The sequence below is a fragment of the Paramagnetospirillum sp. genome (assembly GCF_058402745.1).
This window is the reverse complement of record NZ_JBZVFI010000007.1, coordinates 42,101-60,064: the sequence shown is the minus strand read 5'-3', so window position 1 is coordinate 60,064 and position 17,964 is coordinate 42,101. Positions and strand designations below refer to the sequence as shown.

Below are 17,964 nucleotides of genomic sequence, written 5' to 3'. Positions count from 1 at the left end.
GAATGCCGAGGCAATTCAACCTCAGAATTGGACCAAAAGTTCCTCTTCAGATCACGGCCAGGCCGGAACGCGCCCACGCCGACCGTCTCTGAACGTCAGAAATCGAGTTTCCGGAGGCGTCCAGCTATCGACGTCTGGTACCTTTTTCCATACTCTGCATTATACCGTCAGGCAGCAAGGAACGCCGACAAACTCGACCCAAAGAAAGAAGCCGCCATCACTCGGTGCCTAGGCACAGACGAGTGGAGGTCTATATTCTATGAACCAGCAAAACAAATGTCACTCCTTGGGGATGCTGGAGAGACGAGAGCAGCAAGCCACAAAGATATGCTCAGCTATGTCTCGAAGCGTCTGGGCAGGCTATTCGCAGCCATATCTACACCAAAAATTCTATATCAATCAACGGGCGCTCCACTCTTCGCATTATATTTTGCGGCATCGAATCCCAGTCCAAAAGCATTCGGACTTGCGATGAAGATTGCAAATGACATTATCAAAGCGCAGGACTGATGAACTCGGGATAAGCGTTCCAGGTCCGCCCCTTGAATTCACGGCCATTAGCCTTCTTGTGTCGCCTCACACCATCAGCGCCCCAGCCCCCCCATTGCTTGAAAAAGAAGGCGACGTTGGCCTTGTCCGCCTGTCGTTTGATGTTTTCGACCCAGGCCTCTTCCATCGGCCGGGCGTTGTGTCCTGATTCCCCCCCAACGATCACCCAGTGAATGCCTGTAAGATCGACTGTCCCAAGATCTTCCAGCAGCGGCTCGACAGACAAAAATCTGATTTTTGCTTCCACTTGCCGTAAATGGTCGATGCGTGGCACGCCATAGGAGCGATCCTCGACAGAAACGCCCAACCAGACGTTTGGCGGGCATTTGCGAGAGGCGAAGTATTCAGGCAAACGCTCAGCCCGCTTGGTTAAAATCTGATATGTATGCTGAGGGGTCTGGTCGATCGTAGCGAACACGCTATCCAGAAATGAATCTGGAATGTCGTGATGGAATAAGTCGCTCATGGAATTCACGAAATAGACCGTCGGCTTACGACGGTTCATTGGCTGGTCTATCCGCCCAGGATGAAGCGCCAGATTGAATCCGCAATCATAGCCAGGAGCCCCCATGGCATGCAGACGACGCGCCATCACCTCCGCGTAACAATGCTTGCAGCCAGGAGAGATCTTGGTGCACCCGGTCGTCGGGTTCCAGGTTTGCTCGGTCCATTCGATTTTTGAATTCGTGCTCACATGCCTCTCCCGCCGCCACGGGACTCAAAAAATAGTTGAATCATGAATCTACGGCCAATCCCCCTTCCAACTGGTTAACATTCACATACCCTGACGAACCTCGCCCATTGGAACTTCTGCGCCTTGCCGCCCGGCGTCATATGGTCCTGGCGGATCTCCTCCACCAGCCGGAAGTCCGGCCCCAGCAGGGCGGCGAGGCTGGCGGAATCATGGCGGCACACGGGCAGGCCCGAGCACTTTTCCGGCCCGTCGGGGGAGAAGGTGGCGAGGATCACCGTGGCCTCGGGACCCAGTGCCGCCTTCATCACCTCCACATAGCGGGCCTGATCGCCCGCGTCGGTGAGGAAATGCAGCACGGCGCGGTCGTGCCAAAGATCGAACAGCCCCGGCACCGGCCGCCAGTCCAGCACGCCGGATTCGATCCAGGTGACGTCGTCGCCCAGCGGCCCCAGGCGCTCCGCCGCGATCTGCAAGGCCGCCCCGGCGATGTCGAGCACCGCCACGTGCACGTAGCCCAGCTCCAGCAGGCGGTCCACCAGCACCGAGGCCCCGCCGCCCACGTCGATGATGGCCGCGTCCTTGCGCAAGCCGGCCGCCCGGATCATGGCGAGCGACACAGCCGGATCCTCCTGGTGCCAGGAGACCTCTTCCGGCTGCCTGGTGGTCCAGACATTCTGCCAGTGGGTGGCGGCGTCGCTCATTTCGATCCTCGGATTTTTCATGGCCGTATCCCGTCGTCCGGGCTGGAAATATAGCCGGGAGCGTCGTATAGAGAACCCCTTTCCGTTTCGCGAGGCGCGGAACGCCAGGAGATCGAAGTCCCATGTCCGAGAATTGGTCGCCGGAAAGCTGGCGCGCGAAGCCGATCCATCAGGTCCCCACCTATCCCGACGCCGACAAGCTGGCCGAGGTCGAGGAGCGCTTGCGCAACTTTCCGCCGCTGGTCTTCGCGGGCGAGGCGCGGCGCCTGAAGGCGTCGCTGGCCGACGTGGCCGACGGCAAGGCCTTCCTGCTGCAGGGCGGCGACTGCGCCGAAAGCTTCGCCGAGTTCCACGCCAACAACATCCGCGACACCTTCCGGGTGCTGCTGCAGATGGCGGTGGTGCTGACCTATGGCGCCGCCATGCCGGTGGTCAAGGTGGGCCGCATGGCCGGCCAGTTCGCCAAGCCCCGCTCGGCCGACACCGAGACCATCGACGGCGTGACGCTGCCCAGCTATCGCGGCGACAACGTCAACGGCAGCGAGTTCACCGCCGAAGCGCGCGTCCCCGACCCCGAGCGCATGATCCGCGCCTACAACCAGTCGGCCGCCACGCTGAACCTGCTGCGCGCCTTCGCCCAGGGCGGCTACGCCGACCTGCACAAGGTGCACCAGTGGACGCTGGGCTGCGTCGCCGGCACCCTGCAGGCCGCCCGCTACCAGGATTTGTGCGACCGTCTGGACGAGACCCTGGCCTTCATGGAGGCCTGCGGCATGACCAGCGAGACCACGCCGCAGCTGCGCGAGACCGACTTCTTCACCAGCCACGAAGCCCTGCTGATGCCCTATGAGCAGGCGCTGACCCGCATCGATTCCACCACCGGCGACTGGTACGACTGCTCCGCCCACATGCTGTGGATCGGCGAACGCACCCGCCAGCTGGACGCCGGCCACGTGGAGTTCCTGCGCGGCGTGCAGAACCCGCTGGGCTTCAAGGCCGGACCGGGCATGAGCGCCGACGACCTGCTGCGCCTGATCGACCGCCTCAACCCCGAGAACGAGGCGGGGCGCATCACGGTGATCACCCGCATGGGCGCCGAGAAGGTCGAGCAGGTGCTGCCCGGCCTGATCCGCGCGGTGGAGCGCGAGGGCCGCAAGGTGGTGTGGTCGTGCGACCCCATGCACGCCAACACCATCAAGGCGGCCGGCGGCTACAAGACCCGTCCCTTCGACGCCATCCTGGCCGAGGTGCGCGCCTTCTTCGCCGTCCACAAGGCCGAGGGCAGCCATGCCGGCGGCGTCCATTTCGAGATGACCGGCCAGGACGTCACCGAGTGCCTGGGCGGCATGACCGGCGTGGCCGAGGAGGATCTGGGCGACCGCTACCAGACCGCCTGCGACCCCCGGCTCAACGCCACCCAGTCCCTCGAACTGGCCTTCCTGATCGCCGAGCAGCTGAAGGACGAACGCGCCCTGCTGCGCGCCAAGGCGCAGGCCAAGCGCAAGGGCTGAGACCTTCCTCCTTCTCTTTCGTCATGGCCGGGCTTGTCCCGGCCATCCACGCGGATCCACCGGAATGGCGCATGAAGCGGCGCAACCGGCAGACAGGCGTGGATACCCGGCACAAGTCCGGGTATGACGGAGAAGCGTGATCGCTGCGCTTCTTTTGGCCAACTCAGCGTATCGGGATATCCCATGACCTTCGCCTCCCCCATCACCGACCGCTGGTTCGAGGATTACGTGCCCGGCGCCGTGCACGAATTCGGCGCCATCACGGTGGAGGAGGACGAGGTCATCGCGTTTGCCAAACGCTACGACCCCCAGGACTTCCACACCGACCCGGTGGCGGCCAGGGACACCGTCTTCGGCGGCCTGATCGCCAGCGGCTGGCAGACCTGCGGCCTGATGATGCGGCTCTATGCCGAGCACTACCTGACCAAATGCGCCAGCCTGGCCTCGCCCGGGGTGGACGAGCTGCGCTGGGTGCGCCCGGTGCGGCCCGGCGACACGCTGTCGGTGCGGGTCACCGTTCAGGACGCCGTTCCCTCCCGGTCCAAGCCCGACCGGGGCGTGGTGACGTCGTTCATCGAGGTCTTGAACCAGAAGAACGAAATCGTCCTCAGCATGCGGGCGGTCAACATGATCGCCCGGCGCAATCCCGGCTGAATAGCGTAACGGTTCATTACTGGAAGTGAGGCCCGGAGAGGAATACTCTCTCTTACCAACGGCATGCATAAGCCGATTGGGGAGAGGAGGCTGTCATGGCCAAGGGGTCGGGAATTCAACTCAAGCTGATGTCCACCGCCGTCCTGGCGCTGGTCGGATTCGCCATCCTGTCGGTGGTGGCGTTGAGCCAGTTGCGGGACTCCATGCTGAGCGACCGCATCGGCAAGGTCACCGCCCTGACCCAGGTGGCGCGGGGCACAATCAAATCCTTCCACGACCGCGCCAAGGCCGGCGAGTTCGACGAGGCCACCGCCAAGGCCCAGGCCATCGAGACCCTGCGCCATCTGCGCTACCAGGGCGAGGAATACTTCTTCATCTATACCGGCGACGGCACCGCCCTGATGGTTCCCCCCCGGCCGGAGCGGGAAGGCAAGAACTTCATCGATGCCAAGGATGCCGACGGCGTGCCGTTCATCCGCAAGCTGATCGAGGCCGCCCAGGCCGGCGGCGGCACCACCTACTACAAGTTCCCCAAGGCGGGCTCGGACGTTCCCGTGCCGAAGCTCTCCTACACCCTGCCCTTCCAGCCCTGGGGCTGGACGGTGGGCACCGGCATCTACATCGACGACATCGATTCCGAGTTCCGCGCCACCGCCATCGAGTTTTCGGCCATCGCGCTGGGCGTCGTGCTGGCGGCCCTCGCCCTGGTCACCGCCCTGGCCCGCAACATCGCCACGCCGCTGAAGCATCTGGCCGACGTGGCCCAGCGCCTGGCCCGCCAGGACTATTCCGCCCAGGTGGAAACCACCGGCCGCACCGACGAGATCGGCACCCTGGTAGCCGCCATCGCCGTGCTGCGCGACGAGGCGGCCAGCGCCGCCCAGGCCCGCGCCGCCCAGCAGGAGAGCTACAAGGCGGCCAGCGCCCAGCGCAAGCAGGCCCGGCTGCAACTGGCCGACGACATCGAATCCTCCATCAAGCGGGTCACCGACGTGGTGGTCCAGGCGGTGGGCGAGATGGAAAGCGCCGCCAACATCGTCTCGGGCGCGGTGGGCGAGGCCGGGGACAAGGCCAACTCGGCCGCCGCCACCGCCGAGCAGGCCTCCGGCAACGTCGCCACCGTGGCGGCGGCGGCCGAGCAATTGTCCGCCTCCATCCACGAGATCGCCCGCCAGGTCCACGAATCCTCCGACACCTCGGGCCGGGCGGTGGCCGAGGCCCAGCGCACCGACGCCCTGGTCAAGGGGCTGGCCGAGGCCGCCGGCCATATCGGCGAGGTGGTGACCCTGATCAACGACATCGCCGCCCAGACCAACCTGCTGGCCTTGAACGCCACCATCGAGGCGGCCCGCGCCGGCGAGGCGGGCAAGGGCTTCGCCGTGGTGGCCAACGAGGTCAAGCATCTGGCCACCCAGACCGCCAAGGCCACCGAGGAAATCTCCAATCAGGTGGGCACGGTCCAGACCCGCACGAGGGAAGCGGTGGACGCCATCGCCTCCATCGCCGCCACCATCGGCCGCATCAACGAGATCGCCGGGGCCATCGCGGCGGCGGTCGAGGAGCAGGGCGCCGCCACCGCCGAGATCGCCCGCAACGTGCAGGAAGCCTCGGCCGGCACCCAGGAGGTCTCCTCCGTTCTGGGACATCTGGCCTCGGCCACCGCCTCGGCGGGAACCAGCGCCGATTCCGTCCAGGGCATCGCCCGGCGCCTGACCTCGGAGACGCAGGCCCTGGACCGCGAGGTGCATCAGTTCATGGCCTCCATGCGCAAGGACAACGGTTCGGAGGGATAGCAATGGTCGGAGGCGTCCTCGTCCTCATCGCGCTTCTGGCCTGGGCCGCGCCCGCCCGGGCGGATGAAATCCCGACGTCCGGCGAATTGCGCGGCGCCGCCGCCCAGGCGCCCGACCTGACCTTTCCCGCCGAGGCCTCGGCCCTGGACCCGGCGGCGGCGCCCCGCATGGCGGTGTTCAAGCCGGAAGGCCCCGGCCCCTTCCCCGCCCTGGTGCTGTTCCACCAGTGCGGCGGCCTGGGCCAGAGCAAGCGGGCCAACACGTCCATGCTGGACTGGGCGCGGCGCGGCGTCGAGAAGGGCTACGTGGTGCTGCTGATCGATGCCCTGGACCAGCGCAACGTGGACACGGTCTGCATGGGTCCCAAGAACGGCCTGGTCTTCGCCCGGGGAGTGCGCGACGCCTTCCAGGCCGCCCGCCACCTGCGGAGCCTGCCCTATGTGGATGCGAGGCGGGTGGGGCTGGCCGGCTGGTCGTGGGGCGCCATGGTCGGCCTGCTGGCGTCCCGCCCCTCATGGTCCGGGCCGCTGGGCGACGGTGACGGCTTTCGGGCGGTGGTCTCCATGTATCCCGGCTGCTTCACCATCCGGCCGCGCAACGCCTCGGCCTTCGACATCGCCGGATCGGACGTGGCGACCCCGCTGCTGGTTCTGATGGGGGGAGAGGACACCGAGACCCCGCCCAGGGATTGCCAACCCCGCCTGGAAGCCGCCAAGGCGGCCGGGGCGCCGGTGGAGTGGCACCTTTACCCCGACGCCACCCATTGCTGGGATTGCCGCCAGTTGAACGGCTTTTCCAAGGTCGATGTCCGGGGCAATCAGGTCGTCTACCGCTACGACCGGAACACCACCGAGGATTCGGCGGCACGGATGTTCGCCTTCCTGGACGCCGCCATGCGCTACGGCATCGAGCGTTAAATCAGAGACGGATTGTCACCCTGAGCAAGGCGAAGGGCCTTTCAGGCATCCACGGCAACCGCCTCGGGCTGAAAGATGCTTCGCTGTGCTCAGCATGACAGCGCGCTTCATATTCGACGCTCGCCGTTCTAGGACGGCGTAGGGAGCGCTACAGGCCCCGTTCGAAATCCGCCGGCGCCCGCAGATAGGCCCCGAACACGTCGGGCAGCTTGGCGCGCAGGTCGGCGTCGGGGTCCTCCTGGTCCAGCTTCCACAGCTTGATCTTCTCGCAGAAGATCTTGATCAGCTTCTTGTTGCCGGGAACGCCGAAGATCTCGGCGAAGATCGACTCGCCCAGCTTCTGCGTGCCGACCTCGAGGAAGATGGGAATCTGCGAGTAGTTGAGGAAACGGACGATCTGGTTGATGGCCTCGCCCGACAGGATGTGCAGGTGGCTGGCCAACTGCTCCAGATCCTTGGCGTTCTGAACCTCCATGGCTTCCAGGCGGTCGCAATCGACGCACATTTCCCAGAACTTCTCGCCCATCTTGTCGTAGACGGTGCCGTGCAGGTAGTCGTAGCGGTCCTTGCCCAGGAAGGCGACGCCCTTGGCGGCCAGCGGCTGGGTGTCGAGCATCTCGCGCATCATCTCGTCGGACAGGATGCGCTTGGCCGAGTCCATGGAATGGCGGCCGATGTCGGCCAGGGCGGCGATGCCTTCGGGGGTGCGCAGGGTGGTGACGCCCCGGCCCATCTCGCGGATCAGCTTGACCGGCAATTCGGCGAAGCAGGGGATCAGCGGCACCTGCCAGTCGTAATCCAGGTAATCCTTGATGGCGCCGTAGAACTGATCGGCCTGGGTGGGAGACGGCTTGGGAACCTCCATGTCGCCCCACTTGCCCGAGACCAGGGACTGGATCTTCTCCAGCAGGGTCTTGGGCTCCTTCTTGACCGCCACCTGGGCGGCGGGCTTGTCGGCGGTGCCGAAGCGCTTTTCCGCATATGCCTTGGCGCCCGAGCGCACCACCATGGAAATCACCTGATCCAGCGAGCGCTCGCAGCGCAGCAGATCGGTATCGGTGGTAACCGGATTGCCGTCCTTGTCCACCAGCAGGTCCTGGAACTGGTCGCGCTTGGTCTTGACCAGCTGCATGCAGGCGTAAAGCAGGTCCGGCGTGGCCAGCACGGCGGCATAGGGATTGGGGAAGGCGGCCAGGGCGGGAATCAGCTGGGTGACCCGGGCGGTCACCGGCCCCTTGATGGTGGTGATGATTTCCTTGCGGTTGGCCGCGTCCTTGTCGAGCGGCTTGGCCGCGGGCTTCGCGCTGCCGGACATGATTTTCCCCTCTCCTCAGTCGCCGAGCATGGTGGCCGGCAGCTGATTCATCTTGGACAGCAGGTACTCCAGGTCGTCGTTCTCGAAATCGACACCGAGATCGCCGTATTGCGTCAGGATGCGTTCGATCATGCGACGGGAGAAACGCTCGCGATCGTTGGGTCCGCCGTCGTATTCCATCTCGTAGGACACGTCGATGGCGGCGCGCATGGCGGCGTAGAAGGCCTTGGGCAGGCCCGCCTTCTCGAACAGCGCCTCGAAGCCGCGCTTGCCGGCGTCGTGAATCAGGGTGCGGCAGTTCTCCACCTTGATCTTGGCCAGCTTGGCGATGGCCACCTCGAAGAAGGTCATGTCGCCCATGCACACGGCACGCAGGATGATGGACGGGGTGAGGCGGCCGACATTGTAGAGATGGCCCACCAGCTGGGCCACGTCGCCCTCGGAATTGGACAGGCCGAGGACCGCCAGTTCGCGGGCCTGGATCATCATGGCGGCGGCGGCCTCGGGGGTGAGGTCGGGCCGCGCCATCAGGTGCTGGCGCAGATTCTCCGACACCTTGGTCATCAGGCGTTCGGCCACCGTGATGGGCAGCACCTTGCGCTCCACCAGGGCGGTGCCCACCCGTTCGGACTCGCCGTAGCGGTCGACCACCCGGGTCAGCGTGTTCTCGGTCAGCTCGGCGCCCTCGTTGGACACCAGGGTGGCCACCGCCGCCTCGTTGCCGGTGTCGACCAGGGCATCGGCCAGGGTGGCGGAAACGTGGCTGCGGCCGGCGACCGCCACCTGCTTTTCCGGGCTCTGGCTGCGGACGATCTCGATCAGGTCCTCGTCGGTCAAGACGTCCGAGAACTGCAGCATGGGCAGCGACACGTCCTCGACGTCGCGGGCCAGGGACAGCGCCACGTCGTGGGGGACCGTCGGATTTTCCTTGAGCTGGCGGGCCAGGGCCTCGCGCACCCGGACCTCCGCGTCGCGGACCATGAGCCGGAAGATGTCCTCGGCGAGCTTGCGCTCGCCATCGCTCAACCCCTGGTGCTGAGACGCGATCTTGTCGGCGATTTCTGCGCGCACGTCCCCGGTCGGATTGGAGAGCAGGCGCTTGACGTCGTCTTCGTTGAGCTTCTGGTCCACGGCTGTGTTCTCTTGCCCCTTTGGGCGGACTATACAACGCTTCCCTCACCCTGAACAGGCGGGAAGCCCCCGGGAAGTGACTTACATCATATCAGACAAAAACCGGCGCAGCACCTGCGGGGCGCGCGCCTCCAGCCCCGCGGCGCAACGCTTCGTGTCGGCGCGCAGGCCCGGAACCGTCAGTCCCGGCGCCCCGCCGATCTCGCAAGCGTGGCCGATGAACCAGCGCTCCAGCCCCGCCCCGGTGGCCTCCACGTGGAATTGCAGCCCCAGCGCCGCCTTGCCCCAGGAAAAGGCCTGGTTGCGGGTGATGGGCGTCGAGGCCAGCAGGACCGCGCCGTCGGGCAGGTCGAAGGTGTCGCCGTGCCAGTGCAGCACCGGAACGCCGTCCAGGGCCGCCAGGGGCGAGGCACGCCCGGCCTCGGTGAGGTCCAGCGCCGACCAGCCGATCTCCTTCACGCCGCCATTGGGATAGACCCGCGCCCCCAGCGCGCGGGCCATCAGCTGCGCGCCGAGACAGATGCCGATGGTCGGCCGTCCGGCCCGCAGGCGGGCGGCGATCAGCGCCAGCTCGGAGGCGAGAAAGGGATAATTGTCGTCCTCGTAGGCGCCGATGGGGCCGCCCAGGATCACCAGCAGGTCGATGGCGCCATCGTCCAGGGCGGCGAAATCGTCGAGCCCGGCCTCCACATAGCGGATGGAATGGCCCGCCGCCGCGATGGGCGCCTCGAAGCTGCCCAGATCCTCGAACGCCACATGGCGGATGGCGACGCAGGTCTTCATGTTTCCCCCATCCGCGACCGGGCCGGCTTCCGGCCCTCCCCGGCCGGAGCCCTTTCATACCCGACCGGGGCTGCTGCGTCGAGGCTGACTTAAGGCCGCCATCAGGCCGCCCGCACCTCCTTGAGGAAGGTCTCGATGGTCGCGCGCAGGCTGGACGACTGCTCGGCCAGGGTGCGCGACGCCTCCAGCACCTCGCGCGACGAGGCGCCGGTCTGGTCGGCGGCGTCCTGCACCTGAACCACGTTGCCCGACACCTCGGCGGTGCCCGCCGCCGCCTGCTCGACGTTGCGGGCGATCTCCTGGGTGGCGGCGCTCTGTTCCTCGACGGCGGCGGCCACGTCGCCGGAAATGTGCCCGATCTCCTCGATGACCTTGACGATGGCGCCGATGGTCTCCACCACCCGATGGGTCTGGTCCTGGATGGCGGCGATCTGGCGGCCGATGTCGTCGGTGGCGCGCGCCGTCTGGTTGGCGAGGTTCTTCACCTCGCCCGCCACCACGGCGAACCCTTTCCCCGCCTCGCCGGCGCGGGCGGCCTCGATGGTGGCGTTGAGCGCCAGCAGGTTGGTCTGGCTGGCGATGTCGGTGATCAGGTTGATCACCTCGCCGATCTTCTGGGCGGTCTCGGCCAGTTGCCCGACCACCTCGCCGGCCTTGGAGGCCTCGCCCACCGCATCCTGGGAGATGGAGGAGGAATGGGCCACCTGACGGCCGATCTCGTTGATGGAGCCCGACAGTTCCTCGGCGGCGGCGGCGACGGTCTGGACGTTGACCGAGGCCTCCTCCGAGGCGGCGGCCACCGAGGTGGCCTGGTGGCTGGTCTGGGCGGCGGTGGCGCTCATGGCGCCGGCGGTGGCCTGCAGCTGGCCGGCGGCGGCGGCCACCTGCTGCACCATGGCCGAGGCGGCGGCGTCGAATTCGGCGGTCAGCCGCTCGATGCGCAGGGCCCGCTGGCGGGCGGCCTCGTCGGCCTGCTTCTGCCTTTCCTCCAGTTCGCGCTGGCGTATCAGGTTGGCTCGGAACACTTCCATGGCGGCGGCCATCTCGCCCACCTCGTCGGCGCGCCCCGAGGCGGGAATGACCACCCCGGTGTCGCCCTTGGACAGATTGTCCATGGCCCCGGTCATGGCCACCAGCGGCGGCACGATGGAGGCGGCGGTGCGCTGGGCGGTGATCATGGCGGCGACCAGACCGGCGATAAGCGCCACCACCGCCACGGTGATCATCATCTGGACCAGATCGGAGACTTCCTTGGCGTCCTGGTCGAGCATGTGCTTCTGATTGTCGATCATGCCGCCGGTGCGCTTGCCGTCGGCGCCCTTCTCGCCCTCGAACACGGTGACCAGCCGGTTGACGCGCGGCACCGCCTCGGTGACCAGCACCTCGACGGCCTCCTTGCCGGCGCCCAGCGCCTCGGCCTTGGCCTGAGCCGTCTTCAGCTCGAGCAGCAGGGCACGGGCTTCCTTCCAGGCATCCTGGTTGCGCGGATTGGTGAAGCGCGCCACCAGCCGATCCATCTCGGCCATCTTGACGTCGAGGTCGGACCACGCCTCGGCCCGTTCGGACTTGAAGGAGTCCTTGCCGGTCAGCAGGTAGCCGCGCAGCGCGGCCAGCGAGGCGTACATGTGCCCCTCGATGGCAGAGCTGGTCTGGGCCACCGGCATGCGCAGACCGATCATGCGGTCGGTCGCCCTGTTCACTCCCAGCGCCTCGAAGATGATGGTGCCCGTCACCACCGCGATCAGCGCGCACAGAACACCGAAGCCCAGCCACAACCGCTTTCCGATCCGCATTCCCTTGTCCCCCGCTCACACATGCACGGCCCCGCCGCATCCCAGCCCAAACGGATGCGTCAAGGGCAACAATCGTTGACGTACGTCAAAAGACATTACCAAAAAGTGGATTCTTAAATCCACCATATATGAGTTTCCACCTACGCGCTCCGCGCCATACTTACCCCTTTGCATCCCGGCCGAGGCAGGCGACAATCGGCGGCGATGAGCACAGAGAAGACATCCTGGCTGAAATCCGTCATCGAGCCGCTGCGCCCGGTGATGCGCGAGCTGTTGGCCGCCTCGCTGTTCATCAACCTGATGGCGCTGGCGGTGCCCATCTTCGTGATGCAGGTCTACGACCGGGTGATCGGCCACAACGGAATCGCCACGCTCAAGGGGCTGGTGATCGGGGTGGCCGTGCTGCTGGCCTTCGACTGGATCATCCGCACTTCCCGCGGACGGATCATGCAGACGGCGGCGCTGCGCATCGACGTGGAGATCGGCACCAGGCTGTTCGACAAGATCATGCACCTGCCGCTCCGCACCCTGGAAAGCCGCCCGGCCTCGTTCTGGCAGACCCTGTTCCGCGACGTGGATTCCGTCCGCAACACGGTGTCGGGCTCCACCGCCGTGCTGCTGACCGACCTGCCCTTCGTGCTGATCTTCCTGGCCGTGATCTTCGTCATCGGCCGCCCGCTGGCCATGGTGTTCATCCTGCTGTTCGTGGCCTTCCTGGTGCTGGCCTGGAAGTCCGGCGGCGCCATGAAGGAGAGCAGCGGCAAGGAAAAGAACGTCCAGCAGGCCAGGGACAATCTGGTGGCCGAGATCATCGCCGGGCGCGCCACGGTCAAGGCGGTGGCGCTGGACCGCGCCATCCGCCCCATCTGGGAGGAAAAGCAGGCGGGCGCCATCGAGCAATCCATCCAGCGGGGCGCCACCAACGACGAATACGTCAATCTCGGCCAGATGCTGACCATGCTGGGCAGCGTGCTGCTGACCACGGTGGGCGCGGTCTACATCATGGACCAGCAGCTGACCATGGGCGCCCTGGTGGCCTGCAACATGCTGTCGTCCAGGCTTTACGGTCCCATCAACCAGCTGGTGGGGGCCTGGAAGAGCTTCTCCTCGTTCCGCGAATCCGTCGACCGGCTGGGCGACATCTTCGCCGAGGAGGAAGAGCGCCGCCACAGCGCCATCACCCGCGAACGCCCCGCCGGGCTGATCACGCTGGAGGACATCTCCTTCGCCTATGACCAGAAATCCCAGGCGGCATCCTCCATCGACCGCCTGGAAATCCGCCCGGGCGGCATCACCGCCGTGCTGGGCCGCAACGGCTCGGGCAAGACCACGCTGCTGAAGATCATCCTGGGCCTCTATCACCCGGCCAAGGGCCGCGTGCTGCTGGACGGCGCCGACATCGCCCAGTTCACCCGCGCCGAGCTGGCGGGATGGATGGGCTACGTGCCGCAGGAATGCGTGCTGTTCAACGCCTCGATCCGCGACAACATCGTCTACGGCAGCCCCGGCGCCAGTGACGAGCAGATCCTGGCCGCCGCCAAGGTGGCGGGCGTGCATCAGTACATCGTCGATCTGCCCGACGGCTACGGCACCTCCATCGGCGAGGCCGGGTCGCGGCTGTCGGCGGGCCAGCGCCAGCGCATCGCCATCGCCCGCGCCCTGCTGGGCGACCCGCCGGTCCTGCTGCTGGACGAGCCCTCGGCCAGCCTGGACCGCCAGGCCGAGGAGGATCTGCGCGCCACCCTGGCCGAACTGGGCAAGACCCGCACGGTGATCATCGTCACCCATTCGCCGGTGCTGCTGCCCATCTGCCGCGACGTGGTGGTGCTGGACAAGGGCACCGTCGCCGCCGCCGGCCCGGCCGCCGAGACGCTGCAGCGCCTGTTCGGAGCGCGGCCTCAGCAGCCCCCGCAGCCGGCCCAGCCGCCGCACCAGCCGCCGCACGTGGTGGCCCAGCCGGCCCAGCCCCTGGGCGGCGGCATCCATATCGGGGTGGGGGCCAAGCCATGACCCAGCCGCCACCGCAGGAACCGCTGGCCCGGATCACCCCGGCCCAGGTCCCGGCCGATCAGGCCGTTCCCGGCACGCCGGCGCCGCCCCAGGCGCAGATGTCGCCCCAGCCCCAGATGTCGCAAGAGCAGCTGATGCAGGCCATGGCCGCCATGATGGGCGGCGGCGGACCACCCGGCGGACCGCCGCCGCCTCCCCCCACGGCCAGCGGGTCGCTGATGGGGGGCCTGCGCACCGTCTGGAAGGTCACCCGCTGGCTGCTGGCCGCCCCCGAGACCCCCGAAAACGCCCCCAAGGGCCTGCTGGCCTGGCCGCGCCGCGTCCTGATCGGCACCCGCGACTGGTTCCTGCCGCCCCTCAATCCCATCGGCCCGGCGCCGCTGCAGGAGTATCACGCCCCCGAATTCGGCTCGCGCCTTTACAGTCTGGCCAATTCCTATCCGCTGCCCACCTGGCGGCCGCTGGCCCGGGTGGTGATGACGCTCTCGGCCGTCTTCATCGTCTGGGCCTTCGTCGCCCGCCTGGACGAGGTGGCCATCGCCGAGGGCGAGGTGGTGCCCGAGGGCAAGGTCAAGGTCATCCAGCACCTGGAAGGCGGCGTCATCCGCGAGATCATGGTCACCGACGGAGCCGAAGTGAAGGAGGGCACGCCGCTGATCCTGCTGGACCTGCCGGTCAGCTCGCTCAACAAGGAGGAGCTGCAGGCCCGCCTGGACGGCTACGTCCTGCAGCGCGCCCGCCTCGAGGCCGAGTTGCACGACAAGCCGGTGGTCTTTCCCGAGGAGGAGGCCAGGCGCCAGCCGGCCCTGGTGGAATCCGAGCGCCGCTCGTTCGAGGCCCGCCGGCAGGCGCTGAAGGCCACGCTCACCGTGCTCAACGACCAGGCCCGCCAGAAAAGCCTGGAGGTGCAGGAATACGAGACCAAGCAGCGCTCCATCACCACCAGCCTGCGCCTGGCCCAGGAACGCTTCGCCATGTCCAAGGACCTGATCAAGTCGGGTCTGGCCTCCAAGATGGAGCACGTCCAGATGGAGGCCCAGGTGGAGGACCTGAAGGGTCAGCTGGACTCCATCCGCGCCTCCATCCCCCGCGCCCAGGCCGCCCAGGAGGAGGCCAGGGGCCGCGTCGACGAGGAAAAGGCCCGCTTCCAGCGCACCGCCCAGAGCGAGATGAGCGAAGCCGAGCTGAACATCGCGCGCACCCGCGAGCTGTTCATCCAGGCCACCGACCAGCAGCGCCGCACCCTGATCGCCAGCCCCATCGACGGCATCGTCAAGAACATGCGCTCCAACACCATCGGCGGCGTGGTGCGGCCCGGCGACCCCATCATGGAAATCGTGCCTCTGCACGAACGCCTGCAGGTGGACGCCAAGCTCAATCCCATGGACCGCGGCTACGTCCAGGTGGGCCAGCGCGCCACGGTGAAGATCAGCGCCTACGACTACACCACCTATGGCGGGCTGGACGGCGACGTGATCCTGGTCGCCCCCGACACCACCGTGCCCCAGACCCCCAACGCCCAACCCTATTACCGCGTGGTGGTGCAGACCGACCGAGCCTTCATCGGCGACGAAAAGGCCAAGCGCCTGATCAGCGCCGGCATGCAGGCCACGGTGGAGATTCACACCGGCACCCGCTCCATCATGGAATTCCTGATCAAGCCGGTGATCAAGCTGCGCCACGAGGCGTTCCGGGAACGGTAGCGCGGGGGCCTCCCCGATACCGTCCGAGAAGCCGTGAGGCTGACCGCAAGCCACCTGCGAGGGCATTGATTAATAGGGAATTATATACGATTATAGCCATACTATGCTATACATTGACCTAAAGAGATAAATTTATGGACCCGGTTCGAAATCCGTTTGCGCCCGGTGCGGGCTCTCAGCCGCCCGAACTGGCCGGCCGAGAAGAGATTATCGCAACGGCCGAAACGGCGTTGCGACGCGTTCTGATTGGGCGCCCAGCACAATCGCAAATGCTTCTGGGATTGCGCGGTGTCGGCAAGACTGTCCTTCTCAACAGGATCGAGCAGATTGCCGAAGGGCTCGGATATCTGACTTCTTTTATAGAAGCCCCGGAAAATCAGAAGCTTGTCGATCTGGTTTATCCGAGAATCCACCAAGTTCTTCGCAAGATGTCTGCCATCGAGGCGGCAAGGGGAGCTGCACATAGCGCTATGCGAGCGCTTCGCAGCTTCGCAAGTGCATTCAGAATCACTGTCGGTGATTTCGAAATGGCTGTCGATCCGGAGCCGGGAGTGGCCGACAGCGGAAACATTGAGTACGATCTCACCGAGCTCTTTCTGAAAGTTGGTGAGGCTGCAAGAGTAGCAGGCCGGGGATGGTGCCTGCTGATCGATGAGGTGCAATACCTCTCGTCTGAGGAACTAGGCGCACTGATTGTCGCCATCCATCGCGTCAACCAGAAAGCATTGCCGATTCTCTTATTCGGAGCAGGTCTTCCCGCAATTGCAGCCCTGTCTGGAGATGCGAAGTCATACGCGGAAAGGCTGTTCATATTTCCCAGGGTCGATGCTCTTTCCAAGGCCGATGCCACGAATGCAATCCGACAACCAATCGAAGATGAAGGCGAGGCTATAGACGAGGAGCTACTTGATCAGATAGTCACACTGACGAGAGGCTATCCCTATTTCCTGCAAGAATGGGGGTATCAAGTGTGGAATGTATCCCCACAATCTCCAATTTCCGCCAACTGCATCGAAGCCGCACAGAAAGAAGCACTGAGGAGACTCGATGAGGGCTTTTTCAAGGTTCGAATTGACCGCCTGACTCCCAAGGAAAAAGAATATGTAATCGCCATGGCCCGACTAGGAGCGGGTCCATACCGATCATCGGACGTGGCCGACGTTTTGGGAGAAAAACTCACGACACTCGGCCCTCGACGCGCACAGATCATCGCAAAAGGGATGATCTACAGCCCAGCCCACGGCGACATCACATTCACAGTCCCGATGTTTGACGAGTACCTCAAGCGTCATTGGATCAAGGACTGACGGCTGATCCGCCGATCACTTTCCCCTACCCCACCATCTCGTCGTCGCTATAGCCCTGGGCGTAGAGCAGGGTGACCAGGTCGCCGTGGTCGACGCGGACGCGGGCCTCGGCGGCGACCACCGGCTTGGCGTGGAAGGCGACGCCCAGGCCGGCGGCGCGCAGCATGTCCAGGTCGTTGGCGCCGTCGCCCACGGCCACGGCCAGCTCCGGGGTGATGCCCAGCTCGGCCGAGACGGCGTTCAAGGTCGCCAGCTTGGCCTCGCGGCCGATGATGGTGTCGCCCACCTGACCGGTCAGTCGGCCATTCTCGACGATCAGCTCGTTGGCGATGTCGCGGTCGAAGCCGCAGGCTTCGCGGACCTTGGTGGTGAAGAACTTGAAGCCGCCCGACACCAGCACGGCATAGGCCCCGTGTTTCGTCATGGTGCGCACCAGCTTGTGGGCGCCCGGCGTGAACTCGATCAGGTCCCAGGTCTTCTGCAGGCATTCTTCCGGCAGGTCCTTCAGCAGGCCGACCCGTTCGCGCAGCGCGGCCTCGAAGCCGATCTCGCCGTTCATGGCCCGCGCCGTGATCCGCGCGATATGGTCCTTCAACCCGGCGAAATCGGCCAGTTCGTCCAGGGTCTCGCCGGTGACCATGGTGGAATCCATGTCGGCGACCAGCAGCTTCTTCCTGCGTCCCTCCGCCTTCTGGGCGACCACGTCGATGTTCCAGCCCTCCAGGATGCGGGCGGCCACCTGATCGGCCTCGCGCGGGGCCAGTTCCGAGAAGTCCAGGTCGCAGGCGTGTTCCGGGCTCAGCCAGCGGGCATGGCCCACCTCGGCCCCCAACGCCCGGAGCGCGCCGCGCACCTCAAACACCAGCGAGGAATCGAGCCCCTCTCCGCCATGTCCGGCGATCAGGGTCAGAACGTTGATCATGGCGGGTCCTTGAGGGGAGAGAAGAAAAACGGTCCCGTTTACTGCACCGCAGCACGGATTGGCAAGCACGAAGCCCTTGGCGGCATCCTTCCCTGGGGATAAACCTGTAGGGCCGCTTTCTTGTCATCCCGAGAGAGCAACGCGACCGAGGGATCCCGTTCTGGACGGACCGAGCCGACCC

15 protein-coding genes are annotated in these 17,964 nt (G+C 65.9%); 8 read left to right on the top strand and 7 right to left on the bottom strand.

Going from position 1 to position 17,964, the window contains the following annotated elements; genetic code table 11:
- Positions 1-27 precede the first annotated feature (27 nt).
- Positions 28-510, top strand: coding sequence for a three-Cys-motif partner protein TcmP (gene tcmP / locus ACV4UZ_RS05175; protein ID WP_491599853.1), 483 nt, complete (start codon positions 28-30; stop codon positions 508-510).
- Here tcmP and ACV4UZ_RS05170 read toward each other — a convergent pair.
- A complete protein-coding gene (locus tag ACV4UZ_RS05170) occupies positions 494-1,243 on the bottom strand; it encodes a DUF5131 family protein (protein ID WP_491599852.1) in 750 nt (249 codons plus the stop codon). The two genes, tcmP and ACV4UZ_RS05170, sit on opposite strands and share 17 nt — an antisense overlap.
- A gap of 74 nt (positions 1,244-1,317) precedes the next feature.
- Positions 1,318-1,965, bottom strand: coding sequence for a class I SAM-dependent methyltransferase (locus ACV4UZ_RS05165; protein WP_491599851.1), 648 nt, complete (start codon positions 1,963-1,965; stop codon positions 1,318-1,320).
- Positions 1,966-2,066: 101 nt separating this feature from the next.
- Here ACV4UZ_RS05165 and ACV4UZ_RS05160 point away from each other — a divergent pair, with 101 nt between their 5' ends.
- The 4 genes from ACV4UZ_RS05160 to ACV4UZ_RS05145 all read left to right on the top strand — a co-directional run bounded on the left by ACV4UZ_RS05160 (position 2,067) and on the right by ACV4UZ_RS05145 (position 6,819).
- Positions 2,067-3,455: a class II 3-deoxy-7-phosphoheptulonate synthase gene (locus ACV4UZ_RS05160; protein WP_491599850.1), complete on the top strand. Its 1,389-nt coding sequence runs from the start codon at positions 2,067-2,069 to the stop codon at positions 3,453-3,455.
- Positions 3,456-3,638: 183 nt separating this feature from the next.
- A complete protein-coding gene (locus ACV4UZ_RS05155) occupies positions 3,639-4,109 on the top strand; it encodes a MaoC family dehydratase (protein WP_491599849.1) in 471 nt (156 codons plus the stop codon).
- A 95-nt stretch (positions 4,110-4,204) separates the two neighbouring features.
- Complete coding sequence (locus tag ACV4UZ_RS05150; protein ID WP_491599848.1) at positions 4,205-5,902, top strand: methyl-accepting chemotaxis protein; 1,698 nt, start codon at positions 4,205-4,207, stop codon at positions 5,900-5,902.
- A 2-nt stretch (positions 5,903-5,904) separates the two neighbouring features.
- Positions 5,905-6,819, top strand: a complete 915-nt coding sequence (locus ACV4UZ_RS05145; protein WP_491599847.1) for a dienelactone hydrolase family protein — start codon at positions 5,905-5,907, stop codon at positions 6,817-6,819.
- Positions 6,820-6,967: 148 nt separating this feature from the next.
- Here the strand turns inward: ACV4UZ_RS05145 and ACV4UZ_RS05140 are convergent, their stop codons facing one another.
- The 4 genes from ACV4UZ_RS05140 to ACV4UZ_RS05125 form a co-directional block, all read right to left on the bottom strand.
- Positions 6,968-8,134: a hypothetical protein gene (locus ACV4UZ_RS05140; protein ID WP_491599846.1), complete on the bottom strand. Its 1,167-nt coding sequence runs from the start codon at positions 8,132-8,134 to the stop codon at positions 6,968-6,970.
- Positions 8,135-8,149: 15 nt separating this feature from the next.
- Positions 8,150-9,265: a SpbR family protein gene (spbR, locus tag ACV4UZ_RS05135; RefSeq protein ID WP_491599845.1), complete on the bottom strand. Its 1,116-nt coding sequence runs from the start codon at positions 9,263-9,265 to the stop codon at positions 8,150-8,152.
- Between the two features lie 81 nt (positions 9,266-9,346).
- Positions 9,347-10,048: a glutamine amidotransferase gene (locus tag ACV4UZ_RS05130; protein ID WP_491599844.1), complete on the bottom strand. Its 702-nt coding sequence runs from the start codon at positions 10,046-10,048 to the stop codon at positions 9,347-9,349.
- A 101-nt stretch (positions 10,049-10,149) separates the two neighbouring features.
- Complete coding sequence (locus ACV4UZ_RS05125) at positions 10,150-11,841, bottom strand: methyl-accepting chemotaxis protein (RefSeq protein WP_491599843.1); 1,692 nt, start codon at positions 11,839-11,841, stop codon at positions 10,150-10,152.
- Between the two features lie 204 nt (positions 11,842-12,045).
- Between ACV4UZ_RS05125 and ACV4UZ_RS05120 the strand changes: the two genes are divergently transcribed.
- The 3 genes from ACV4UZ_RS05120 (at position 12,046) to ACV4UZ_RS05110 (ending at position 16,861) form a co-directional block, all read left to right on the top strand.
- Complete coding sequence (locus tag ACV4UZ_RS05120; RefSeq protein WP_491599842.1) at positions 12,046-13,851, top strand: peptidase domain-containing ABC transporter; 1,806 nt, start codon at positions 12,046-12,048, stop codon at positions 13,849-13,851.
- Positions 13,848-15,554, top strand: a complete 1,707-nt coding sequence (locus tag ACV4UZ_RS05115; protein WP_491599841.1) for an HlyD family type I secretion periplasmic adaptor subunit — start codon at positions 13,848-13,850, stop codon at positions 15,552-15,554. The genes ACV4UZ_RS05120 and ACV4UZ_RS05115 overlap by 4 nt, the downstream gene beginning before the upstream one ends.
- Before the next feature lie 134 nt (positions 15,555-15,688).
- On the top strand, positions 15,689-16,861 hold the full coding sequence (locus ACV4UZ_RS05110; RefSeq protein ID WP_491599840.1) for a DUF8462 domain-containing protein: 1,173 nt from the start codon (positions 15,689-15,691) through the stop codon (positions 16,859-16,861).
- Between the two features lie 25 nt (positions 16,862-16,886).
- Here the strand turns inward: ACV4UZ_RS05110 and serB are convergent, their stop codons facing one another.
- Positions 16,887-17,783 carry a phosphoserine phosphatase SerB gene (gene serB, locus ACV4UZ_RS05105; RefSeq protein ID WP_491599839.1) on the bottom strand — a complete coding sequence of 299 codons (897 nt, stop codon included), beginning with the start codon at positions 17,781-17,783 and terminating at the stop codon, positions 16,887-16,889.
- Positions 17,784-17,964: the final 181 nt, after the last annotated feature.